Source organism: Pseudomonas sp. GM33, from assembly GCF_000282295.1.
Taxonomy (GTDB): domain Bacteria; phylum Pseudomonadota; class Gammaproteobacteria; order Pseudomonadales; family Pseudomonadaceae; genus Aquipseudomonas; species Aquipseudomonas laurylsulfatiphila.
Genome location: NZ_AKJO01000090.1, coordinates 29,628 through 51,560, shown reverse-complemented (window position 1 = coordinate 51,560; position 21,933 = coordinate 29,628). Strand labels below are relative to the sequence as shown.

At 60.8% G+C, this 21,933-nt stretch carries 24 protein-coding genes; 12 read left to right on the top strand and 12 right to left on the bottom strand.

Going from position 1 to position 21,933, the window contains the following annotated elements; genetic code table 11:
- Positions 1-16: 16 nt before the first annotated feature.
- From flgH to PMI26_RS13365, 4 genes are all read right to left on the bottom strand, one after another.
- The gene (gene flgH / locus PMI26_RS13350) at positions 17-712 is read right to left on the bottom strand and encodes a flagellar basal body L-ring protein FlgH (RefSeq protein ID WP_007975317.1); all 696 of its coding nucleotides are present in this window, start codon (positions 710-712) and stop codon (positions 17-19) included.
- A gap of 52 nt (positions 713-764) precedes the next feature.
- On the bottom strand, positions 765-1,550 hold the full coding sequence (gene flgG / locus PMI26_RS13355; protein ID WP_007975316.1) for a flagellar basal-body rod protein FlgG: 786 nt from the start codon (positions 1,548-1,550) through the stop codon (positions 765-767).
- 45 nt (positions 1,551-1,595) lie between these two features.
- Positions 1,596-2,336 (bottom strand): flagellar basal body rod protein FlgF, encoded by a 741-nt coding sequence (locus PMI26_RS13360; RefSeq protein ID WP_007975314.1) that lies wholly within the window; start codon positions 2,334-2,336, stop codon positions 1,596-1,598.
- A gap of 264 nt (positions 2,337-2,600) precedes the next feature.
- Complete coding sequence (locus tag PMI26_RS13365) at positions 2,601-4,163, bottom strand: sigma-54-dependent phenylalanine hydroxylase transcriptional regulator PhhR (protein ID WP_007975313.1); 1,563 nt, start codon at positions 4,161-4,163, stop codon at positions 2,601-2,603.
- 430 nt (positions 4,164-4,593) lie between these two features.
- On the opposite strand from PMI26_RS13365, the gene phhA reads away from it, so the two are divergent.
- The 6 genes from phhA (at position 4,594) to PMI26_RS13390 (ending at position 9,009) form a co-directional block, all read left to right on the top strand.
- Entirely contained in the window at positions 4,594-5,385 is a 792-nt protein-coding gene (gene phhA / locus PMI26_RS13370) for a phenylalanine 4-monooxygenase (protein WP_007975312.1), read from the top strand.
- A gap of 106 nt (positions 5,386-5,491) precedes the next feature.
- On the top strand, positions 5,492-5,848 hold the full coding sequence (locus tag PMI26_RS13375; RefSeq protein ID WP_007975310.1) for a 4a-hydroxytetrahydrobiopterin dehydratase: 357 nt from the start codon (positions 5,492-5,494) through the stop codon (positions 5,846-5,848).
- Positions 5,848-7,041, top strand: a complete 1,194-nt coding sequence (locus tag PMI26_RS13380; protein ID WP_007975309.1) for an amino acid aminotransferase — start codon at positions 5,848-5,850, stop codon at positions 7,039-7,041. The genes PMI26_RS13375 and PMI26_RS13380 overlap by 1 nt, the downstream gene beginning before the upstream one ends.
- A gap of 264 nt (positions 7,042-7,305) precedes the next feature.
- A complete protein-coding gene (locus tag PMI26_RS32115; protein ID WP_007975308.1) occupies positions 7,306-7,437 on the top strand; it encodes a hypothetical protein in 132 nt (43 codons plus the stop codon).
- Between the two features lie 74 nt (positions 7,438-7,511).
- Positions 7,512-7,709: a hypothetical protein gene (locus PMI26_RS13385; protein ID WP_007975307.1), complete on the top strand. Its 198-nt coding sequence runs from the start codon at positions 7,512-7,514 to the stop codon at positions 7,707-7,709.
- Between the two features lie 100 nt (positions 7,710-7,809).
- The gene (locus PMI26_RS13390) at positions 7,810-9,009 is read left to right on the top strand and encodes an MFS transporter (protein WP_007975306.1); all 1,200 of its coding nucleotides are present in this window, start codon (positions 7,810-7,812) and stop codon (positions 9,007-9,009) included.
- Here the strand turns inward: PMI26_RS13390 and arfB are convergent.
- The 7 genes from arfB to PMI26_RS13425 all read right to left on the bottom strand — a co-directional run bounded on the left by arfB (position 9,006) and on the right by PMI26_RS13425 (position 16,693).
- The gene (gene arfB, locus PMI26_RS13395) at positions 9,006-9,419 is read right to left on the bottom strand and encodes an alternative ribosome rescue aminoacyl-tRNA hydrolase ArfB (RefSeq protein WP_007975305.1); all 414 of its coding nucleotides are present in this window, start codon (positions 9,417-9,419) and stop codon (positions 9,006-9,008) included. The two genes, PMI26_RS13390 and arfB, sit on opposite strands and share 4 nt — an antisense overlap.
- Before the next feature lie 204 nt (positions 9,420-9,623).
- A complete protein-coding gene (locus PMI26_RS13400) occupies positions 9,624-11,036 on the bottom strand; it encodes an amino acid permease (protein ID WP_007975304.1) in 1,413 nt (470 codons plus the stop codon).
- A gap of 863 nt (positions 11,037-11,899) precedes the next feature.
- Positions 11,900-13,111, bottom strand: coding sequence for a 23S rRNA pseudouridine(2605) synthase RluB (gene rluB / locus PMI26_RS13405; RefSeq protein WP_007975303.1), 1,212 nt, complete (start codon positions 13,109-13,111; stop codon positions 11,900-11,902).
- Positions 13,112-13,405: 294 nt separating this feature from the next.
- Entirely contained in the window at positions 13,406-14,356 is a 951-nt protein-coding gene (gene scpB / locus PMI26_RS13410) for an SMC-Scp complex subunit ScpB (RefSeq protein WP_007975302.1), read from the bottom strand.
- Between the two features lie 11 nt (positions 14,357-14,367).
- The gene (locus PMI26_RS13415) at positions 14,368-15,126 is read right to left on the bottom strand and encodes a segregation and condensation protein A (protein ID WP_172435665.1); all 759 of its coding nucleotides are present in this window, start codon (positions 15,124-15,126) and stop codon (positions 14,368-14,370) included.
- Between the two features lie 60 nt (positions 15,127-15,186).
- Positions 15,187-15,816 (bottom strand): L-threonylcarbamoyladenylate synthase, encoded by a 630-nt coding sequence (locus tag PMI26_RS13420; RefSeq protein WP_033047950.1) that lies wholly within the window; start codon positions 15,814-15,816, stop codon positions 15,187-15,189.
- Between the two features lie 13 nt (positions 15,817-15,829).
- Complete coding sequence (locus PMI26_RS13425) at positions 15,830-16,693, bottom strand: PHP domain-containing protein (RefSeq protein ID WP_007975299.1); 864 nt, start codon at positions 16,691-16,693, stop codon at positions 15,830-15,832.
- A gap of 87 nt (positions 16,694-16,780) precedes the next feature.
- Here PMI26_RS13425 and PMI26_RS13430 point away from each other — a divergent pair, with 87 nt between their 5' ends.
- From PMI26_RS13430 to PMI26_RS13455, 6 genes are all read left to right on the top strand, one after another.
- Positions 16,781-17,377, top strand: coding sequence for a septation protein A (locus PMI26_RS13430; RefSeq protein WP_007975298.1), 597 nt, complete (start codon positions 16,781-16,783; stop codon positions 17,375-17,377).
- Between the two features lies 1 nt (position 17,378).
- Positions 17,379-17,678 carry a YciI family protein gene (locus tag PMI26_RS13435; protein WP_007975297.1) on the top strand — a complete coding sequence of 100 codons (300 nt, stop codon included), beginning with the start codon at positions 17,379-17,381 and terminating at the stop codon, positions 17,676-17,678.
- Between the two features lie 111 nt (positions 17,679-17,789).
- Positions 17,790-18,203, top strand: a complete 414-nt coding sequence (locus PMI26_RS13440) for a hypothetical protein (protein ID WP_007975296.1) — start codon at positions 17,790-17,792, stop codon at positions 18,201-18,203.
- Between the two features lie 7 nt (positions 18,204-18,210).
- Positions 18,211-18,888: a response regulator transcription factor gene (locus PMI26_RS13445; RefSeq protein ID WP_007975295.1), complete on the top strand. Its 678-nt coding sequence runs from the start codon at positions 18,211-18,213 to the stop codon at positions 18,886-18,888.
- 240 nt (positions 18,889-19,128) lie between these two features.
- Positions 19,129-19,578: a Spy/CpxP family protein refolding chaperone gene (locus tag PMI26_RS13450; protein WP_007975294.1), complete on the top strand. Its 450-nt coding sequence runs from the start codon at positions 19,129-19,131 to the stop codon at positions 19,576-19,578.
- A 187-nt stretch (positions 19,579-19,765) separates the two neighbouring features.
- Positions 19,766-21,109: a sensor histidine kinase gene (locus PMI26_RS13455; RefSeq protein WP_033047946.1), complete on the top strand. Its 1,344-nt coding sequence runs from the start codon at positions 19,766-19,768 to the stop codon at positions 21,107-21,109.
- Between the two features lie 139 nt (positions 21,110-21,248).
- On the opposite strand, the gene PMI26_RS13460 is transcribed toward PMI26_RS13455, so the two are convergent.
- Positions 21,249-21,815, bottom strand: a complete 567-nt coding sequence (locus PMI26_RS13460) for an NAD(P)H nitroreductase (protein WP_007975290.1) — start codon at positions 21,813-21,815, stop codon at positions 21,249-21,251.
- Between the last annotated feature and the right edge of the window lie 118 nt (positions 21,816-21,933).

The window sequence follows — 21,933 nt, the reverse complement described above, 5'->3', positions numbered from 1 at the left end:
TCAACTGGAAAGCCACCTAGAAAGGGAACAGCGGGCTGAGGAAGAAACGGTCGAACCAGCCTGGCTGACTCGCATCGGCAAACGAGCCGGTGCCCGAGTAGGTGATGCGTGCATCGGCGACACGGGTCGACGACACGGTGTTGTCGGTCGAGATGTCATCGGCGCGAACCAGGCCGGCGATCCGCACCAGCTCATCGCCGGTGTTGAGCGTCATCCATTTCTCGCCGCGCACTGCGATGATGCCGTTGGGCAAGACATCGGCAACGGTCACGGTGATCGAACCGGTCAGGGTGTTGCCCTGCGCCGCCTTGCTGTCGCCCTTGGTCGCGCGGTCACCTTCGTAGCTGGCACTCAGGCTCAGGTCGCCATCGCCGAACGGGTTGTTGGTGGTGGCGCTGCTGCCGAACAGCGAACTCAAGCCGATGTTGGCCTTGCTGTTCTTGCCGATTTGCGAGTTGGCGTTTTTGCTGGCCTGGGTCCTTTCGTTCAGGGTGATGGTGATGATGTCACCGACCCGGAACGCCTTGCGGTCGCTGTAGAGGTTCTGTTCGAAACCGGCCTGATAGATCGAGCCGTTGTTCGCGGCCGCCGGCAACGGCGTGCGTGGCAACACCGGAGCGTAGTAAGGGTCATTGGGCTTGGGCGTCGAAGGGACGCAGCCAGCGAGCGCGGTGATCCCACTCAGTGCCAGAACAGATACATAGCGATTCATGACCCTACCTCACGGTGTTGCAGGCAGCCTCATGGCCGCCCCATAGACTTGATTACAGATTCTGCGTTACGAACGAGAGCATCTGGTCGGCGGTGGAGATCACCTTGGAGTTCATCTCGTAGGCACGCTGGGTGGTGATCATGTTGACCATCTCCTCAACGGTGCTGACGTTGGACGTTTCCAGGGTGTTCTGCAGCGTGGTGCCGAAACCGTTCAGGCCCGGTGTGCCGACTTGCGGCGCGCCACTGGCGGCGGTTTCCAGGAACAGGTTGTTGCCCACTGCCTGCAGGCCGGCCGGGTTGATGAAGTCGGCGGTCTGCAGGTTGCCGATCACCTGGGCAGCCGGGTTGCCGGCAACGGTGATGGACACGGTGCCGTCGCGGCCGACGGTGAAGGTCTGCGCGTCGTTCGGAATGACAATCGCCGGCTCCAGGGCAAAGCCGCTGGCGTTGACGATCTGGCCGTTGGAGTCCAGGTGGAAGGTACCGTCACGGGTGTAGGACGTGGTGCCGTCCGGTTGCAGGATCTGGAAGAAACCGCGACCGTCGATGGCCATGTCCAGTGGCTGCTCGGTGGTTTGCAGGCTGCCGGCGGTGAAGTTCTTCTGGGTGCCGACGATGCGCACACCGGTACCCAGTTGCAGGCCCGACGGCAGTTCGCTGTCCTGGGTCGACTGAGCGCCTGGCTGACGCTTGATCTGGTAGAGCAGGTCCTGGAACTCGGCGCGGTCACGTTTGAAACCCGTGGTCGACACGTTCGCCAGGTTGTTGGAAATGGTGGTCAGGTTGGTGTCCTGGGCGGACAGGCCTGTTTTGGCAACCCATAGAGCCGGAAGCATTCGATTCTCCTCGTGCGCCTGTTTTACGGCGCGACGTTCTGGTGATTAGCTGATCTGCAAGACCCGAGCCATGGCCTGGTCATCGTCTTTGGCGGTGTTCATCATCTTGATGTGCAGCTCGAACTGCTTGGACAAGGCCAGTACCGAGGTCATCTCTTCCACGGCATTGACGTTGCTCGACTCGAGGAACCCGGACACCAGCTTGACGCCGGCATCGGCCTGCGCCGGCTGGCCGTCCTTGGTGTGGATCGAACCATCCAGGCCCTTGGTCATGTTCTTCAGGTCCGGGTTGACCAGCTTGATGCGGTCCACTTCAGCCATCACCCGCGGACCTTCGCCCATCGCGCGGATGCTGATGGTGCCGTCTTCGCCGACTTCGATCTGCTGCTCCGGCGGCACGGCAATCGGCCCGCCATTGCCCATGACCGGCATGCCGTTGCCGGCACGCAGCACGCCCAGGGCGTCAACATTGAGACTACCGGTGCGCACGTAGCTTTCACCGCCATCGGGATTCTGTACGGCAATCCAGCCGCCGCCTTGCACGGCCACGTCGAGGTCGCGGCCGGTTTCCACCAGTGAGCCCGGGGAGAAATCCGTGGCCGGGCGTTCGGACATGGCAAACGCACGCGCCGGAAAGCTGTCACCGAACACCGGCATCGAACGGGCCTGCTCCAGGTCTTTCTGGAAGCCGTTGGTGGAGATGTTCGCGAGGTTGTTGGCATGCGCCTTTTGCGCCAGTGCATTCTGGCTGGCGCCGGTCATAGCCACATAAAGGTACTTGTCCACACTCTTTCCTCTGCCTGCCGGACGTTTGCCGCCCACTGCTGTGTTGCTGAGCCATAAGCAATTTGCAGACCAACTTGTTTTTGGCGGCGCGAGGCCCGGCAAACAGGGGACTTTGAGGAGATCAGAGAGGATTCTTGAATTGTGTCAAAGACGAAAAACCGGCGGTGTCATGCCGCTTCGCGGCAATGGATCAAAAGATCGCAGCCTGCGGCAGCTCCTACATCGATCTTTGTAGGAGCTGCCGCAGGCTGCGATCTTTTGATCTCAAGTGCTGCTGTCCTTGCCCACCTCATAATCGCGCAACTTGTTGGCAATGGTCGTATGCGAAACCCCCAACCGCTTGCCCAGTTGCCGACTGCTCGGATGCTCGGAATACAGCCGTTCCAGCACCGCCTTCTCGAAACGCCCGACAATCTCGTCCAGCCCACCCTCCAGCGAAAAATCGCCAAGGGGCTGACGCACGCCATAATCCGGCAGGCGAATATGCTCGGCCTTGACCGTGCCACCGTCGCACAGGGAAACCGCCTGGAACAGCACGTTCTCCAGTTGCCGCACGTTACCCGGCCAATGGTAATGACTGAGCCGCTCCATGGCCGCCGGAGCGAGTTTGGGCAATGGGCATCCGATCTGCCGGCTGGCCTGATCGAGGAAGTGCTCCACCAGCGGCGTCAAACCGTCGAGGCATTCGCGCAGTGGAGGGATGTGCAGCGACAACACATTCAAGCGGTGATAGAGGTCCTGGCGGAACTCGCCGCGCGCGCACAATTCGGACAGGTCGACCTGGGTCGCGCAGATCACTCGCACGTCGAGATAGACCTCCTCGTCGCTGCCCACACGACGGAAGCAGCCGTCTTGCAAAAAGCGCAGCAGTTTCACCTGCAAGCGCGGACTCATTTCCCCGACGCCATCGAGAAACAGCGTACCGCCCGCCGTCAGTTCCAACAGCCCGAGCTTGCCTTCGGCCCGCGCCCCTTCAAAGGCACCGGGGCCATAACCGAACAATTCCGTCTCGGCCATGGACTCCGGCAGCCCGGCGCAATTGAGCGCCATCAACGGCGACTGTCCACGCGGACTGGCCAGGTGGCAGGCTCGCGCCAACAACTCTTTGCCGGTGCCGGTTTCGCCTTCTATCAATAGCGGAGCATCCAGCGGTGCCATGCGCCGCGCTTCGCGCACCACCGCGGCCATCACTTTCGAACTCTGGAAGATGCTGTCGAAGCCACGCAACTCCTGCTTGCGCACGTTATAGATGCGCTCACCCACCCGGTCGGCGCGGTGCAGCGTCAGCACAGCACCGGCCATGGCCTCGCTGTCGTCGTGCTCCGACTGCAAGGGCGCGATGTCGGCCAGGAACACGTCACCCTTGACCTTGACCCGCAGCCCGTTGATTCGCGATTTGTTGGCGCGCACCAGTTCCGGCAAATCGAAGTCTTCGGCGTAACGCGACAGGGGAATACCCGGCACCTCGTCGACCCGCACCCCCAGCAACTGCGCTGCTGCCCGGTTGGCCGCTACGATGGAACCGCCCATGTCGATCGACAGCACCGGAAACTCCAGCGCACCGAGCAGGGCATTGAGTTCCATGTGCCGACGCTCGCTGGGCATCAGCCCTACACGCTTGACACCGAAGACCCCGGCAATCGCTTCGAATTTCGGACGCAAGGCCTGGAACTGAATGTTGATCAGGTTCGGGCAATGCAGGTAGATGGCGTTGCCATGCTCACCCCCCACCTCGCCGCGGGCCACGTTGATCCCGTACTCCACCAGCAGGTTGAGAATGTCGCGCAGGATGCCGATGCGGTTCTGGCAGTGGACTTTGATACGCATATAAAAGGCCTGAAATGCAATGCGGTGAATAAAGTTGGTATCAACGCAATCCCTGTGGGAGCGAGCTTGCTCGCGATAGCAGATTCACATTCAACATCTATGTTGGCTGGTCTACCGCTATCGCGAGCAAGCTCGCTCCCACAGGGGGGTATTGCGGTGGGCGCTCGATCGCGCGGTGGGCGCTCGATCGCATTTTTCTTTCGAGGCGCTCAGATAGTCGTCAAGATTATGTGACACTCAACGCGCTTTTCAAACCTGCAAATCCCACAACCTGCGCGACAGCAACCAATCCGTAACGAAAATTTTACGATTCTTGGGGATTTTTCCTACCCGATGCGCCGATCACCTGCTGCACTGCCGCAATCCTTGGGGTATTTCTAGGTCCATAGCAGTACATAACAAGAACGAAATCCCCTAGCAGGAGAGCAGTATGAAGCAGACGCAATACGTGGCTCGCGAGCCCGATGCGCAAGGTTTTATCGACTACCCCGCCGAAGAACACGCGGTGTGGAACACGCTGATCACTCGCCAACTGAAAGTGATCGAAGGGCGTGCGTGCCAGGAGTACCTGGACGGTATCGAAAAACTCGGTCTGCCCCACGACCGCATTCCTCAACTCGGTGAAATCAACAAAGTCCTCGGTGAAACCACCGGCTGGCAGGTTGCCCGGGTTCCCGCACTGATCCCCTTCCAGACCTTTTTCGAATTGCTGGCCAGCAAACAGTTTCCGGTGGCGACCTTTATTCGTACCCGCGAAGAACTGGACTACCTGCAAGAGCCGGACATTTTCCACGAGATCTTCGGTCACTGCCCGCTGCTGACCAACCCCTGGTTCGCCGAATTCACCCACACCTACGGCAAGCTCGGCCTCAAGGCGTCCAAGGAAGAACGCGTGTACCTGGCGCGCCTGTACTGGATGACCATCGAGTTCGGCCTGGTCGATACCCCGCAAGGCCAGCGCATCTACGGCGGCGGCATCCTGTCCTCACCGAAAGAGACCGTCTACTGCCTGTCGAACGAGCCTGAACACCAAGCCTTCGACCCGCTGGAATGCATGCGCACGCCGTACCGCATCGACATCCTGCAACCCCTGTATTTCGCTCTGCCGAACCTCAAGCGCCTGTTCGACCTGGCCCACGAAGACATCATGGGCATGGTCAAGCAAGCGATGCAGATGGGTCTGCACACGCCGAAATTTCCGCCAAAACCAAAAGCTGCGTGAACCGCGACTTTTGCTGACAAGTGAGTCTGTCAGTCACCGTCGCTTTGGTTTAGCGTGACGGCACTGTCGACCGATATAAAAAACACTCGATTACAGGAAACACACCATGTCCACTCTGAACCAAGCCCATTGCGAAGCCTGCCGCGCCGACGCCCCACAAGTCAGCGACGAAGAACTGCCGATCCTGATCAAGCAGATCCCGGACTGGAACATCGAAGTTCGCGACAGCATCATGCAGCTGGAAAAGGTCTTCCTGTTCAAGAACTTCAAGCACGCCCTGGCGTTCACCAACGCCGTTGGCGAAATCTCCGAGGCTGAAGGCCATCACCCGGGCCTGCTGACCGAGTGGGGCAAAGTGACCGTGACCTGGTGGAGCCACTCGATCAAGGGCCTGCACCGCAACGACTTCATCATGGCCGCTCGCACTGACGAAGTAGCGAAGGACGCTGAGGGGCGCAAGTAATGCACTTCGACGCCATCGGCCGAGTGCCCGGCGACCCGATTCTGGGCCTGATGGAGGCCTACGCGCAGGACCCGAACCCGCGCAAATTCGATCTGGGCGTGGGTGTCTACAAGGACGCCCAGGGCCTGACGCCGATTCTCCAGTCGGTGAAACTTGCCGAGCAGCGCCTGGTGGACGGCCAGTCCACCAAGACTTACATCGGTGGTCACGGCGAACCGGCGTTCGGCAAGGCGATCAATGAGCTGGTGCTGGGCGCCGACTCGAAGCTGATCAGCACACAACGCGCCGGCGCCACCCAGACTCCGGGCGGCACCGGGGCCTTGCGCCTGAGTGCTGACTTCATCGCCCAGTGCCTGCCGGGGCGCGGCGTCTGGTTGAGCAACCCGACCTGGCCGATCCACGAAAGCATTTTCGCGGCCGCCAAGGTCAAGGTCAGCCATTACCCCTACGTCGGCAGTGACAACCGTCTGGATGTCGACGGCATGCTGGCAGTGCTCAACGAAGCGCCCAAGGGTGACGTGGTATTGCTGCACGCCTGCTGCCACAACCCCACCGGTTTCGATCTGTCCCACGACGACTGGCACCGGGTGCTGGACGTGGTACGCCGTCGCGAGCTGCTGCCACTGATCGACTTTGCCTACCAGGGCTTCGGCGATGGCCTGGAGCAGGATGCCTGGTCGACCCGGCTGTTCGCCGCCGAGTTGCCGGAACTGCTGATCACCAGCTCTTGCTCGAAGAATTTCGGCCTGTACCGCGATCGCACCGGCGCGCTGATTGTCTGCGCGAAAAGCGCCGACAAGCTCACCGATATCCGCAGCCAGCTGGCCAACATCGCCCGCAACCTGTGGTCGACGCCGCCGGATCACGGTGCGGCGGTGGTCGCGACCATCCTTGGCGACCCGGAGTTGAAAAACCTCTGGGCTGACGAAGTGGAAGGCATGCGCCTGCGTATCGCCCAACTGCGCAGCGGTCTGGTGGAAGCACTGGAGCCTCACGGTTTGCGCGAGCGCTTTGCGCACATTGGCGTGCAACGCGGGATGTTTTCCTACACCGGTTTGACGCCGGATCAGGTCAAGCAACTGCGCGAGCACCACAGCGTGTACATGGTCAACTCCGGCCGGGCCAACGTCGCAGGCATCGATGCCACACGCCTGGATCTGCTGGCCGAAGCAATCGCCAAAGTCTGCAAATAACACCACCAAACCCTGTGGGAGCGAGCTTGCTCGCGATGAGGCCATAACATTCAACATCTCTGTTGACTGCCAGGCCGCTATCGCGAGCAAGCTCGCTCCCACATTTGCTCTGCGTCGCTGTTACCGACCTGTATAGACAATCCCATCCGTCGAAACAAATGGATATAAAAGTCTGTTTGTCATTTTCAGTGCTGTATCCTGCCCAGGCTTTTTCAAAGCGCGGATCTACCAGATCTATCAACAGACTTAGCGAGGAGCGCAACCATGCACGAGATTCCTAATCTCCCCTTCCCAAGCCTGCACGAACCTGAGCAGACGACCACGCAACAAGCCGGTGCCCAACAGCCCGAGCCGAAAGAAGCCACTGACCGCCGCCAGGCTGACAGCGAAGACTGAAACACCCGCCGTACAGACCGTGTGGAAAGCGCTAACATGCGCTTTCCACACTGCCTGAAACGCGAGCCCGCACCATGACCGATGAACTCAGCGAAACCTTTGATGAAAAGCAGGCCAGCGTCCTGATCGGCACCGCCGAGAAAATGATCGAGATCTGGAATCGCCTCACCCCCGAGAAACAAGCCGCCCTGCTCGCCCGCTTCGGCACCCAGGAAAATGCGCTGGCCGCCCTGGTCACTACGCAACTGGTTGCTCCCGTCAAAGCTGAATGACGCCGCCCGGCAAATAGTTTTACTTTTTCACAACCAACGACCGTCCACACCGCTATCATAAGCAGCCTATCTATCCTGCTTTACCGTGGACCCTTTACCCATGCCTGAAAACCAGCGCCCCTTGGCGGTCACGCTGCAAGTCGTTTCCATCGTCCTTTTCACCTTCATCGGCTACCTGAACATCGGCATCCCCCTGGCCGTATTGCCTGGTTACGTCCACAGCGACCTGGGCTTCGGCGCGGTGGTCGCGGGCCTGGTGATCAGCGTGCAATACCTGGCCACCCTGCTCAGCCGCCCCTATGCCGGGAAGATCATCGACAACAAGGGCAGCAAACTGGCGGTGATGTATGGCCTGGCCGGTTGCGGCCTGAGCGGCGTGTTCATGTTGATCTCGGCCTGGACCCAAAGCCTGCCGACATTGAGCCTGATCAGCCTGTTGATCGGCCGCCTGGTTCTCGGCAGCGCGGAAAGCCTGGTGGGCTCGGGCTCGATTGGCTGGGGCATCGGCCGGGTCGGCGCGGCGAACACGGCCAAGGTCATTTCCTGGAACGGGATCGCCAGCTACGGCGCACTGGCCGTCGGCGCGCCCTTGGGTGTGTTGATCGTCCATCAACTGGGTTTGTGGAGCATGGGCGTGAGTATTGTGCTGCTGGCCGTGCTCGGCCTGCTGCTGGCCTGGCCGAAAACCGCCGCACCGATCGTTGCCGGTGAGCGCCTGCCGTTCATGCATGTGCTGGGGCGTGTCTTTCCCCACGGCTGCGGCCTGGCCCTGGGCTCCATCGGCTTTGGCACCATCGCCACTTTCATCACCCTGTATTACGCCACGCAACACTGGGACAACGCGGTGCTGTGCCTGAGCCTGTTTGGCGCCAGCTTCATCGGCGCGCGCTTGCTGTTCGGCAACCTGATCAACCGTCTCGGCGGCTTTCGCGTTGCCATTGCCTGCCTGTCGGTGGAAACCCTGGGCTTGCTGTTGCTGTGGCTGGCACCGGATGCGCATTGGGCGCTAGCAGGCGCGGCGCTGAGCGGCTTCGGCTTTTCGCTGGTGTTTCCGGCGCTGGGTGTGGAAGCGGTGAATCTGGTGCCGGCCTCCAGCCGTGGCGCAGCCGTCGGCGCCTATTCGCTGTTCATCGACTTGTCGCTGGGGATCACCGGGCCGCTGGCCGGAGCCATAGCGGCGGGCTTTGGTTTCGCTTCGATCTTCCTGTTTGCCGCCCTCGCCGCCTTGAGCGGATTGATACTGAGCCTTTACCTGTATCGGCAGGCACCGAAGCAACGCGAGGCGCGGGACGCCCGCTAGAAGTCGACCTTGCCGCGCCCGGCCTTGATGTTGCCGCGCTTGGTCTTGGATTCGAGGCGACGGGTTTTCGAGCCGAGGGTAGGTTTGGTTGGACGGCGCTTTTTCTCGACCTTGATGGCACTCTGGATCAACTCGGTCAGGCGCAACAGCGCATCGGCGCGGTTCTGCTCCTGCGTCCGGTACTGCTGGGCCTTGATGATCAACACACCGTCGCTGGTGATGCGGCTGTCGCGCAGCGCCAGCAGCCGCTCCTTGTAGAACTCGGGCAAGGACGACGCCGGAATGTCGAAGCGCAGGTGCACCGCACTGGAGACCTTGTTGACGTTCTGCCCACCGGCACCCTGGGCGCGAATGGCCGTCAACTCGATCTCGGCATCCGGCAGATGCACGTTGTTGGAAATCACCAGCATGGAAAAGCGTCCGTATTCAGAACGTGCAGGATACCTTGAATAGACTGGGCAGACGCGGTCCTTGCTCGCGAAGAGGGAGTGTCAGTCACCATTTACTTAGCTGACACACCGCATTCGCGAGCAAGCCCGCTCCCACCGGGGATTTGTGTGAGCCTGAAAACAACAAACCCGGCGCATGGCCGGGTTTGTCGTTTCTGCGGGGAGTTACTTCACTGCCGCCTGCAACGCATGGTGTGCACTGCGCTTGTTCTTGATGCCGTAGCAGACCCACATGAACACGAGCCATACCGGAATCGCGTACACCGATGTCTGAATCCCCGGGATCAACAGCATCACACCGAGAATGAACAGCACGAACGCCAGGCAGATGTAGTTGCCGTACGGGTACCACAGGGCCTTGAACAGCGGCGTCTGCTTGGTCTTGTTCATGTGCTGGCGAAACTTGAAGTGCGAGTAGCTGATCATCGCCCAGTTGATCACCAGGGTGGCAACAACCAGCGACATCAGCAATTCCAGCGCGTTTTGCGGGATCAGGTAGTTCAGCAGCACCGCGATCAGGGTCACGGCGGCCGAGGCCAGGATCGAACGCACCGGCACGCCGCGCTTGTCGATCTTCGCCAGGCCTTTCGGCGCATCACCCTGTTCGGCCATGCCCAGCAGCATGCGGCTGTTGCAGTAGGTGCCGCTGTTGTACACCGACAACGCCGCAGTCAGGACCACGAAGTTGAGGATGTGTGCTGCGGTGTTGCTGCCCAGCATCGAGAACACTTGCACGAACGGGCTGCCGCTGTAGGAATCACCGGAGGCGTTCAGGGTGGTCAGCAAGCTGTCCCACGGGGTCAACGACAGCAGGATCACCAGGGCACCGATGTAGAAAATCAGGATCCGGTAGATCACCTGGTTGATCGCTTTCGGGATCACGGTTTTCGGCTTGTCGGCTTCGGCAGCAGTGAAGCCGAGCATTTCCAGGCCACCGAAGGAAAACATGATGAAAGCCATGGCCATCACCAGACCGCTGACACCGTTCGGGAAGAAGCCACCGTGGGACCACAGGTTACTCACCGCCGCTTGCGGGCCGCCATTGCCGCTGACCAGCAGGTAGCTGCCCAGGGCAATCATGCCGACGATCGCCACGACCTTGATGATCGCAAACCAGAACTCGGCCTCGCCAAACACTTTGACGTTGGCCAGGTTGATGGCGTTGATCAGCACGAAGAAGCCCGCTGCGGAGACCCAGGTCGGGATGTCCGGGGCCCAGTAGTGGATGTACTTGCCGACCGCGGTCAGCTCCGACATGCCCACCAGGATGTACAGAATCCAGCAGTTCCAGCCCGACAGGAAACCGGCAAAGCCGCCCCAGTACTTGTGGGCGAAGTGACTGAAGGAGCCGGCCACTGGATCTTCGACGATCATTTCGCCCAGTTGGCGCATGATCATGAAAGCAATGAAGCCGCAGATGGCGTAGCCGAGGATCATCGACGGGCCGGCAGACTTGAGTACCCCGGCCGAGCCGAGGAACAGACCGGTACCGATCGCGCCACCTAAGGCAATCAATTGAATGTGGCGATTTTTCAGGCCGCGTTTCAGCTCGCCTGATTGCGGGTTTTGTCCACTCATGAAAAGGGTCTCACGCAAGGTTTGATGATGTTCAGTAGACGTTGCTGCTCAAGAAAGGCGTTAAGCGGCACCGATCAAACCCCAGCGCAGGCACCAGGAGTTCAGCGTATTTACAACGGTCATGCGTCACCTGTTTGTTTTTATCTGTGACGAAATCGAACCCGACACGCTCGTGACGCGGCGGAGTGAACAAGGCGGATAGCCTTGAGGGTTGCGCAAATGCGCAGGAGGTCACAGGTAAAACGCGGCGCATTGTACACCTGTAACCCCCTGCTGCCAGACCCGCTGGACAAGCGTGTCTATGGCCGGGATTGCCTGTGTCCGCCCCGGGAGGCCCGGGCGGCTGCAAAAAATGGGTCAGATCCTTGCGGATCATCGACGGGAAAGGCAGGAAAACCGCCCCTCGCAGAGAGATGGAAATGGAATACGGCGTTCATTGCGCCTCCTTTTTGTTATGCACCTGCACGACAGGCATGGCGCGCATGACACCCTGCATGGAGCGGTGAAACAAGCGGGCTAGAGCGCGGGGAGAAGGCCACAAGGCAATAGCGCGTAAGTATTTTCTTACGACATTCGAGAAATGGCGATTTCACGGGGTTAATCCGTGTATTTCGTCAGCATTTCTTTACAGCGCGTAAACCCGGGTTTCCATATTGGAGTGCTCAGTGCGGCGACTGACGCCATCGCGAGCAAGCTCGCTCCCACAGGGAAATGAGTTTGCTCGGAGAATCGCGATCAAAATGTGGGAGCGAGCTTGCTCGCGATGGCGTACTCAAAAACGATACGGACATGAATCCAGACGAAAAAAAACGCCAACCCGAAGGTTGGCGTTTTTAACTTGTCGCTTGAAGCTTACCGCTGCCTCACTCCGGCTTACGACGACCAAAGCCCGGACGCTGGCCGGAACCGGCCGGTGCGCCACGGCGCTTGCCCGATGGCGTGTCACCGTCGACCAGCTTGATCCCCGGACGCTTCGGCGCCGGCTTGGCCGGGCGCTTGGTGTCGGCGGGGCGATCGGCTACCGGCGTACCACGACCTTCGCCACGCTCGGTACGGCCATTGGCCGGACGTGGCGTGCGTGGACCGCGTTCGCCGTCCGGGCGCGCAGCAGGCTTGCGCCCTGGACGCTCGCCTTCGATCTGCGGCTCGCGGCTGGCACGTGGCGCGGCGGGGGCGGCAGTGGCTGGACGCAGGGTACGCACACGCTCGGTCTTGGCCATCGGCCGCGACGACTTGCGCTGCATACGGTCAAGCTTGTCTTTGCTCTTGGCGTTCATCTGCGGCATCGCGACCGGCGTCAGGCCGACCTCGGCACTCAGAATGTCGACTTCGTACTGGCTCATTTCGCGCCAGCGGCCCATCGGCAAGTCGGAGTTGAGGAACACCGGACCGAAACGCACGCGCTTCAGACGGCTGACCACCAGGCCCTGGGATTCCCACAGGCGACGAACTTCGCGGTTACGACCTTCCATCACCACGCAGTGGTACCAGTGGTTGAAACCTTCACCGCCTGGCGCCTGCTTGATATCGGTGAACTTGGCCGGGCCATCTTCAAGGACAACGCCCGCCTTCAGACGCTCGATCATCTCGTCATCGACTTCGCCACGCACACGTACCGCGTATTCACGGTCCATTTCGTAGGAAGGGTGCATCAGGCGGTTGGCCAGCTCACCGTCGGTGGTGAACATCAGCAGACCGGTGGTGTTGATGTCCAGGCGACCGATGTTGATCCAGCGACCTTCTTTCGGACGCGGCATCTTGTCGAACACGGTCGGGCGGCCTTCCGGATCGACACGGGTGCAGATTTCGCCGTCGGGTTTGTTGTACATGATCACGCGGCGCACCGATTCGGCGGCCTCTTCACGCTTGATCACCTTGCCATCAATGGTGATGGCGTCGTGCATGTCGACGCGCTGGCCAAGGGTAGCGTCTTTGCCGTTGACCTTGATGCGGCCGTGGCTGATCCAGGCTTCCACGTCACGGCGCGAGCCGACGCCGATACGGGCGAGGACTTTCTGCAGTTTTTCGCCTGCTGGGCCGATTGGCTGGTCGTCTTGCTGGTCTTTGATACTCATCTGGGCACCTCCCGGTGTGGTCTGAAATCTGGGTACTTTGGCGAAGGGATCGCCGAAGGGTCGCGAATCATACGCGCATGCGGCCGTTTGCGCATCACAGACTAGCTCATCACGGCAAGGTTATTGGTTTTTCCGCTGACCGGTGACCCGCAACTTGCTTGCGAACTCATCCCCCCTGTGGGAGCGAGCTTGCTCGCGATGACGGAGGCACATCCGACATCGAAGCGACTGACCTGCCGCCATCGCGAGCAAGCTCGCTCCCACAGTGAATCTCCATTGCTCATGAGACTCACATCAGTCCTCGAACTGGCGGCGTTCTGCTTCGATAGCTTGAGCCAGAGCCAGGGCTTCGGCCTCTTCGTCCGACAGTTCAGGCTCGGGCTTCGGCTGTTCAAGCGCAGCAACCGCAGCCAGCAGTTTTTCCCGGGCTTCGGCAACGCCGAGGATGTCGTCTTCCTGCTCCGGTTCCATTTCCGGCTCAGGCTCAGGCTCGATGTCGGGCTGTTCCGAATCAATCTCAGTCACCGCGCCATCACGCAACAGATCATCGAAGTCAGTCTTGATCCCCTCTTCCATGCTGTCCAGCTCCAGCAACAGCGTGTGGAAACTGGTTTCTTCCTTCGGTTCTGCCGGTTCCGCGCTGGCGTCGGCCAGCTCTTGCAACCCGGCGGGTACAGGCGCGTCGTCGAAATCGAGCACCGGGTCCGGTTCCAGCTCGCGCAGCTCCGCCAAGGGTGGCAAGTCGTCTAGGTTTTTCAGGTTGAAGTGATCGAGGAACGCCTTGGTGGTGGCGAACATCGCCGGTTTGCCGGGGACGTCGCGGTAGCCGACGATGCGGATCCATTCGCGCTCCATCAAGGTCTTGACGATGTTGCTGTTGACCGCCACCCCCCGCACGTCTTCGATTTCGCCGCGGGTGATCGGCTGGCGATAGGCGATCAGGGCCATGGTTTCGAGCATGGCGCGGGAGTAACGCTGCGGGCGCTCCTCCCACAGACGCCCGACCCACGGCGCAAATTTCTCGCGAATTTGCAGGCGATACCCCGAGGCCACCTCCTTGAGTTCAAACGCGCGGCCATCGCATGACTTGGCGAGAATCGTCAGGGCCTTCTTGAAGACCGGTGGCTCCGGGCGCTCGCCCTCCTCGAAGAGTTCGAACAGGCTTTCCAGGGATTGCGGCTTTCCCGAGGCCAACAGAAAGGCTTCAAGCAAGGGTGCCAGGTCACGGGGTTCAGTCAGGTTCATGTTTCGACTCGTTATTCGGCTCGGGCTCGCACGTGGATCGCGGCAAATGGCTCATTCTGCACCAGCTCGACCAGCGATTCCTTGACCAGTTCAAGGATCGCCATAAAGGTCACCACCACGCCAAGGCGCCCTTCTTCAGCGGTGAACAGCTCGACAAACGGCACGAAACCGCCGCCCTTGAGGCGCTCCAGCACATCGCTCATGCGCTCCCGGGTAGACAGCGCCTCGCGGCTGACCTGATGGCTTTCGAACATGTCGCCACGGCGCAATACCTCGGCCATGGACAACAGCAACTCGGACAGGCGCACGTCCGGCAACAACTTGCGTGCCCGGGCTTCCGGGGCGTCGAGTTTGGGCACCACCACGTCGCGACCGACGCGACTCAAGCCATCGATGCCTTCGGCGGCGGCCTTGAAACGCTCGTATTCCTGCAAGCGGCGGATCAGTTCGGCGCGCGGGTCATCCTCTTCGTCTTCGATGGTTTCGGCCCGCGGCAGCAGCATCCGCGACTTGATCTCGGCCAGCATCGCGGCCATCACCAGATACTCGGCGGCCAGCTCCAGGCGCACCGACTGCATCAACTCGACGTAGCCCATGTACTGGCGGGTGATTTCCGCCACCGGGATGTCGAGGATGTTGATGTTCTGTTTGCGGATCAGGTACAGCAGCAGGTCGAGGGGGCCTTCGAAGGCTTCGAGGAAGACCTCGAGGGCATCCGGCGGGATGTACAGGTCCAGCGGCATTTCCATGACCGCCTGGCCATAGACCATGGCGAAGGGCAGTTCCTGTTGGGCTCCGGCCTGACTGTCGACGGGTTCTACTGCGGACATCTAGGCCTCGACCATGAACGGCGCAGGGTCGCCGCAACCGACGCGGATGACTTCCGGTTCGCCGTCGGCGAGGTTGATCACGGTGGACGCCTTGATCCCGCCAAAGCCACCATCGATGATCAGGTCGACCTGGTGCTCGAGCAACTGGCGCATTTCATGGGGGTCATACATCGGGTCGGTTTCACCGGGCATGATCAGACTCACGCTCATCAACGGCTCGCCGAGCTGCTCCAGCAATGCCAGGGCAATCGGATGGCTCGGCACCCGCAGGCCAATGGTGCGTTTTTTCGGGTGCAGCAACAGTCGCGGCACTTCGCGGGTGGCGTTGAGAATGAAGGTGTAGGGCCCCGGCAAGTGGGCCTTGAGCAGGCGGAAAGTGCCGGTGTCGATCTTGGCGAACAGGCCCAGTTGCGACAGATCACAGCAAATCAGCGCGAAGTTGTGCTTTTCATCCAGCCCGCGCAAACGTCGCACGCGCTCCACAGCCACCTTGTCGCCGATCTGGCAACCAATGGCGTAGGAAGAGTCTGTAGGATAAATCACCACCCCGCCCTTGCGGATGATCTCGACTGCCTGCTTGATCAGGCGCGCTTGCGGGTTTTCCGGATGAATCTGGAAAAATTGACTCACATTCTCTACCTGTTCAGACGGCGGCAATAACTGGGTCATGTTTGAATCGACACCATAGCGGTGGCAGATCCTCCGGGAGTGGCCGGTATTCACCGATCTCCGACCAGCCTCCGGGGCCATGAAAATCACTGCCGGCGCTGACCAGCAGACCGAACTCGCGGGCCAGAATGGCCAGACTGCCCACTTGTTCGGCAGGCTGGTAACCATTGACCACTTCGATGGCGTGGCCCCCTGCTTGAATATAGTCGGCAATCAGGCGACGTCGCTTGCTTCGCGTGAATTCGTAGTGCCAGGGGTGTGCCAGGCTGACCCAGGCCTGGGCCGCGCGCAGGGTTTCGACGGTCTCTTCCAGGGTCGGCCAGTGTTGCTTGACGTCGCCCAACTTGCCGGCGCCCAGCCATTTGCGGAACGCCTCGGCGCGATCCTTGACGAAACCTTCTCGCACCATCCAGTCGGCGAAATGCGGGCGGGCTGGCGCGTTGCCGCTGTCGCCCAGTTCCTGCTGGATCTTGCGGGCGCCTTCAAGCGCCCCCGGCATGCCTTTCAACGCCAGTTTGCGGCTGATTTCCTCGGAGCGCAGCCAGCGGCCATCACGTAATTTGGCGATGGCCTCGACCAGCGGCGCGGCATTCACGTCAAAACCGTAGCCCAATACATGAATGGTCGCGCCGCCCCAGGTGCAAGACAATTCGACGCCGTTGACCAGTTGCATCCCCAGCGCGGCAGCCGCGTGCCGGGCCTCGTCGAGGCCCTCAAGGGTGTCGTGATCGGTCAAGGCCAGGACTCGCACGCCTTTCTCGAACGCCCGCGCCACCAGAACCGCAGGCGCCAGGGCGCCATCGGAGGCCGTGCTATGGCAGTGCAAATCAACATTCACAGGGCTTTGTAACCTCAAATCAGCTGGCGCTATCGCGCGCCCATATGTTTGTTATTATGCCGCCACATCCTGCTTCTGGCTGCCACTGTGAAACAATTCATCGATTTCATCCCGCTCCTGCTGTTTTTCATCGTCTTCAAAATCGATCCACGGGTCGTCGACATTGCCGGCCATGAGGTCACTGTAGGCGGTATTTACAGCGCCACCGCGATGCTGATCGTCAGTTCTCTGGTGGTCTACGGCACGCTGTTCATCAAGCAGCGCAAGCTGGAGAAGAGCCAGTGGCTGACCCTCATCGCCTGCCTGGTATTCGGCAGCCTGACCCTGGCCTTTCACAGCGAGACGTTCCTCAAGTGGAAAGCCCCGGTGGTCAACTGGCTGTTCGCCCTGGCGTTCATCGGCAGCCACTTCGTCGGTGACAGCCTGCTGATCAAACGCATCATGGGCCACGCGCTGACCTTGCCGGAGCCGGTCTGGACGCGCCTGAACATCGCCTGGATCGCCTTCTTCCTGTTTTGCGGTGCCGCCAACCTGTTTGTCGCGTTCACCTTCCAGAGCTACTGGGTCGACTTCAAGGTCTTCGGCAGCCTGGGCATGACTTTGCTGTTCCTGGTCGGCCAGGGCATTTACCTGTCCCGCCATCTGCACGATGCCGACACCACTACGCCAAAAACCGAGGACTGACATGCTTTACGCAATCATTGCCACAGACGTCGCCAACTCCCTGGAAGCCCGCCTGGCCGCACGGCCTGCGCACCTCGAGCGCCTGCAAGTGCTCAAGGGCGAAGGTCGCATCGTATTGGCCGGCCCACACCCGGCCGTCGACAGCAATGATCCGGGCGCGGCGGGTTTCACCGGCAGCCTGATCGTCGCCGAATTCGATTCCCTGGGCGCCGCCCAGGCCTGGGCCGACGCCGATCCGTACATCGCCGCAGGCGTCTACGCCAACGTTCTGGTCAAGCCGTTCAAGCAAGTCCTGCCGTAACAAATCCCCCACGCGATGAACCTTGTCGGTTCATCGCGTTCTCAATCGCTCATTATTCCTGTTTATCGGCCGACAACTTGCCCAATACTCGTATTGGAATCAGGAGTCGCGATGCGCAAGGGTCCGTTGTGTCTGATGTTGGTCACGTTGTCGATCGTGGCGCCCGCCCACGGCGAAGAATACGCCGAGGGTGGAAACTCGACGCCGCTTTCCTTGAGCGCCGGCAGCCAGATCACTGAGTTGCAGCAACGCTTGAAAGAAAGCGAACGGCAACGGGAAGAACTGAGCAAACAATTGCAAACTGCCGATGGCGAACGCGAAAGCCCGCTGCTGGCCCGGTTGCGCCAGGAGAACCAGCGCTTGAAGCTGCAACTCAAGGAAGCCCAGGCCAGCAGTCCGCTGCCGCGCCTGCTGACCGACCAGCAACAATGGTTTGTCGTTGGCGCCGGGGTAGCGCTATTGGCGCTGCTCTGCGGTATCTTCGCCAGTGGAGCAAGTCGAAAACGTCGACAATGGCTAAATTGAGTGAGTCATGAGCGAGCTGTTACTGATTGATGATGACCAGGAGCTGTGTGAGCTCCTGAGCAGTTGGCTAAGCCAGGAAGGGTTTCAGGTACGAGCCTGTCACGACGGCCAGAGCGCTCGCCGTGCGCTGGCCGAAACCGCTCCGGCGGCCGTGGTACTGGATGTGATGCTGCCCGATGGCAGCGGCCTGGAGCTGCTCAAGCAGTTGCGCAGCGATCACCCGGATTTGCCGGTGCTGATGCTCTCGGCCCGGGGCGAGCCCCTGGACCGTATCCTCGGCCTGGAACTGGGCGCCGACGATTACCTGGCCAAACCCTGCGATCCACGGGAACTGACCGCCCGCCTGCGCGCCGTCCTGCGCCGCAGCCACCCGGCTGCGGTGTCCAGCCAGCTGGAACTGGGCGACCTGTGTTTCAGCCCGGTGCGCGGCGTGGTCAGCATCGACGAGCAGGAGTTCACCCTCACCGTTTCCGAAAGCCGCCTGCTGGAAGCCCTGCTCAAGCAGCCCGGCGAACCCCTGGACAAACAGGAACTGGCGCAGATTGCCCTCGGCCGCAAGCTGACCCTGTACGACCGCAGCCTGGACATGCACGTCAGCAACCTGCGCAAGAAGATCGGCCCTCACCCCGATGGTCGTCCGCGCATCGTGGCCCTGCGCAGCCGCGGCTACTACTACAGCCTCTGACCCTGACAACATACGGTCCCTGTAGGAGCTGCCGCAGGCTGCGATCTTTTGATCTTGCTTTTTGGTCAAAATCAAAAGATCGCAGCCTGCGGCAGCTCCTACAGGGGAATCGGGAGTTTTGTCAGGCCGGCGGGAAATCGTCTTTACCCAAGCTTTACCCTCCGCTGACCGCCGCTGACCTTGATCTGCGTAATCTGCACTCATCCGGAACGTACCGGGAACGAGACAAGGAGATTCACCATGCGCAAGACTCTTATCGCTCTGATGTTCGCTGCTGCCCTGCCGACCGTTGCCATGGCCATGCCTGAAGGTACCGGCCCCATGGATGGGCCGATGGACGGTTCGCGCCACGGCGGTCAGATGCACGGCATGCACGGCAAAGGCCCGTACAGTGAACTGGACCTGAGCCGCGAACAGCGCGAGCAGATCCGCAAGATCATGGGCGAGCAAATGCACGAGCGTAAGCAACTGGTCGATAAGTACCTGGAGAAACTCTCGCCAGCCGACCAGAAAGCCATGAAAGACGAAATGACCGCCAACCACAAAAAAGCCGAAGCCGATGTGCGTGCGGTGCTGAAACCGGATCAACAGAAGAAATTCGACGAGATCCAGAAAAAACAGGCTGAACGTCGCGCAGAGTGGGCCGAGTTCAAAGCCTGGAAGGCGCAACAACCGCAAAAAACGCAATAATGCGTTAACCCCGGACCCGACGGCTGAACACCGTTGGGTCTGATGCTTTTAATCTACTGTAGGAGCGAGCCTGCTCGCGATGGACGTCAACGATAACGCGCGGCATCAGGCAGCCCGTGTTGTCTATGCGTTTTTCGCGAGCAGGCTCGCTCCTACATGGGATTCTGTGCTTGTTCGAGGATTTCCTGTGCGTTCATTGTTCTGGCGTATCCTGGCCAGCTTCTGGCTGGCCATCGCTCTTGTTGCAGGGCTTTCCATCCTGCTCGGGCACATGCTCAACCAGGACGCCTGGATTCTCAGCCGCCACCCGGGCCTCAACACGCTGGCCGAACAGTGGACGCAGACTTACGAAAGTCAGGGCGAAGACGCCGCCCAAGACATTCTCCAGCAACGCAAACGCCAGTATCACATCGACGTTCAGGTGCTTAACGAGAGCGGCGATCCGGTGGTGCGCGGCACCTTCCCCAGACGTGCGGCGGCCTTTGAGGCGCGCCAGAACAATGATGACCGGCGCCTGCCATGGCGGCGTCTGACCGATGAGTTCACCAGCGAAAAAACCGGTGACACCTTCCTGTTCATCTACCGCATTCCACACCCGGAACTGGACGCCTGGCACCGCGAGAGCCTGCTCTGGCCGCTCAGTGCCCTGGGAATCGCCCTGGTGGTGCTGACCCTGTTCAGCCTGCTGGTGACCTTTTCCATCACTCGTCCGCTCAGCCGTCTGCGCGGAGCGGTGCATGACCTGGGACAAACCACGTATCAACAGAACAGCCTGGTCAAGCTGGCCAACCGTCGCGATGAGTTTGGCGTCCTGGCCAATGACTTCAACCGCATGGGTGCGCGCCTGCAGAGTCTGATTGGCAGCCAGCGGCAACTGCTGCGCGATGTCTCCCACGAACTGCGCTCGCCTCTGGCCCGTCTGCGTATCGCGCTGGCGCTCGCCGAACGGGCCGGGCCGCAGGAACGGGAACAGCTATGGCCGCGCCTGACCCGGGAATGCGACCGACTGGAAGCGCTGATCAGCGAAATCCTGGTGCTGGCGCGGGTCGACTCCGATAACGCCAGTGCCGAAGAGGTGGATCTGAATGCCTTGCTCAATACCTTGCACAAGGATGCTCAACTCGCTTCACCCGAGCAGCTGGTACACCTCGAAGCCGAGTCGCAACTGAATCTGAAGGGCTGGCCGACCATGATCGAACGGGCCGTCGACAATTTGCTGCGCAACGCCCAGCGTTTCAATCCGGTGGGTGGCCTGCCGATCGAAATGCAGGCCCTGCGCCAGGGTGAGCGAATCGTCGTGACCGTGCGCGATCACGGGCCCGGGGTCAGTGCCGAATATTTGAGCCAGCTCGGTGAGCCGTTCTATCGAGCACCGGGGCAGACAGCGGCCGGACACGGCCTGGGCCTGGCCATCGCCCGGCGAGCGGCGGAACGCCATGGCGGCAGCCTGGTGCTGGCCAATCACCCTGAAGGCGGGTTCATGGCCAGCCTGGAATTGCCGTTGGTGCCGGGGGCTGTTGTACAACCCTGAGGTTATCCCCCCCAACTATCTGAATGACACAGATCTACTGTGGGAGCGAGCTTGCTCGCGATGGCGGTTTTTCAGTCACGTCAATGTTAAATGTACTGCCGCTATCGCGAGCAAGCTCGCTCCCACAGGGGCTGCGGTGTCAGACCTTCCCGGGCCAGGCGCTGACAAACTCGGCCAGGTCGACCTTCTCGGCCACCCGAGGTTCTTTCTGCGGTGTGCCCAGGTAAAGGAAAGCAATCACCTCTTCCCCCTCCGCCAGGCCCAAACCCTTGGCCACATGCGGCGAGTACGCCAGGTCACCGGTACGCCACACCGCGCCAATGCCCTGCGCATAGGCCGCCAGCAAGATCCCGTGGGCCGCACAGCCCGCCGCCAGCAACTGCTCGGACTTCGGATACTTGACGTGATCCTGCAACCGCGCAATCACCACCACCACCAACGGCGCCCGCAGCGGATTATTGCGCGCCTTGTCGATGGCTGCTTCGCTGACTTCGCCGTCCTGCAATTTCGCCGCTTCGACCAGCAGCTCGCCCATTTGCTCACGTGCCGCGCCTTCCACCGTCAGGAAGCGCCAAGGTTGCAAGTGACCGTGATCCGGGGCGCGCATGGCGGCACCGAACAGCACCTCGCGCTGCTCGGCAGTGGGTGCAGGGTCAATCAGTCGCGGAACGGAAACACGGTTGAGCAAAGCGTCGAGAGCCTGCATCGGCCACCTCCTGAAAAATTTGTGCGGCTATTCTAGCTGTAACTGCCGCAGCAGTGCCGGTTTACATGCCCTGCCTCACGGGTAGAATGGCGCCCTTTCCTCTATCAGCCGAGCGGAC

Coding starts and splice junctions, on each gene's coding strand:
- flgH (WP_007975317.1), bottom strand. CDS start 712: ATGAATCGCTATGTATCTGTTCTGGCACTGAGTGGGATCACCGCGCTC.
- flgG (WP_007975316.1), bottom strand. CDS start 1,550: ATGCTTCCGGCTCTATGGGTTGCCAAAACAGGCCTGTCCGCCCAGGAC.
- PMI26_RS13365 (WP_007975313.1), bottom strand. CDS start 4,163: ATGCGTATCAAAGTCCACTGCCAGAACCGCATCGGCATCCTGCGCGAC.
- phhA (WP_007975312.1), top strand. CDS start 4,594: ATGAAGCAGACGCAATACGTGGCTCGCGAGCCCGATGCGCAAGGTTTT.
- PMI26_RS13375 (WP_007975310.1), top strand. CDS start 5,492: ATGTCCACTCTGAACCAAGCCCATTGCGAAGCCTGCCGCGCCGACGCC.
- PMI26_RS13380 (WP_007975309.1), top strand. CDS start 5,848: ATGCACTTCGACGCCATCGGCCGAGTGCCCGGCGACCCGATTCTGGGC.
- PMI26_RS32115 (WP_007975308.1), top strand. CDS start 7,306: ATGCACGAGATTCCTAATCTCCCCTTCCCAAGCCTGCACGAACCTGAG.
- PMI26_RS13385 (WP_007975307.1), top strand. CDS start 7,512: ATGACCGATGAACTCAGCGAAACCTTTGATGAAAAGCAGGCCAGCGTC.
- PMI26_RS13390 (WP_007975306.1), top strand. CDS start 7,810: ATGCCTGAAAACCAGCGCCCCTTGGCGGTCACGCTGCAAGTCGTTTCC.
- arfB (WP_007975305.1), bottom strand. CDS start 9,419: ATGCTGGTGATTTCCAACAACGTGCATCTGCCGGATGCCGAGATCGAG.
- PMI26_RS13400 (WP_007975304.1), bottom strand. CDS start 11,036: ATGAGTGGACAAAACCCGCAATCAGGCGAGCTGAAACGCGGCCTGAAA.
- rluB (WP_007975303.1), bottom strand. CDS start 13,111: ATGAGTATCAAAGACCAGCAAGACGACCAGCCAATCGGCCCAGCAGGC.
- scpB (WP_007975302.1), bottom strand. CDS start 14,356: ATGAACCTGACTGAACCCCGTGACCTGGCACCCTTGCTTGAAGCCTTT.
- PMI26_RS13415 (WP_172435665.1), bottom strand. CDS start 15,126: ATGGTCTATGGCCAGGCGGTCATGGAAATGCCGCTGGACCTGTACATC.
- PMI26_RS13435 (WP_007975297.1), top strand. CDS start 17,379: ATGCTTTACGCAATCATTGCCACAGACGTCGCCAACTCCCTGGAAGCC.
- PMI26_RS13440 (WP_007975296.1), top strand. CDS start 17,790: ATGCGCAAGGGTCCGTTGTGTCTGATGTTGGTCACGTTGTCGATCGTG.
- PMI26_RS13445 (WP_007975295.1), top strand. CDS start 18,211: ATGAGCGAGCTGTTACTGATTGATGATGACCAGGAGCTGTGTGAGCTC.
- PMI26_RS13450 (WP_007975294.1), top strand. CDS start 19,129: ATGCGCAAGACTCTTATCGCTCTGATGTTCGCTGCTGCCCTGCCGACC.
- PMI26_RS13460 (WP_007975290.1), bottom strand. CDS start 21,815: ATGCAGGCTCTCGACGCTTTGCTCAACCGTGTTTCCGTTCCGCGACTG.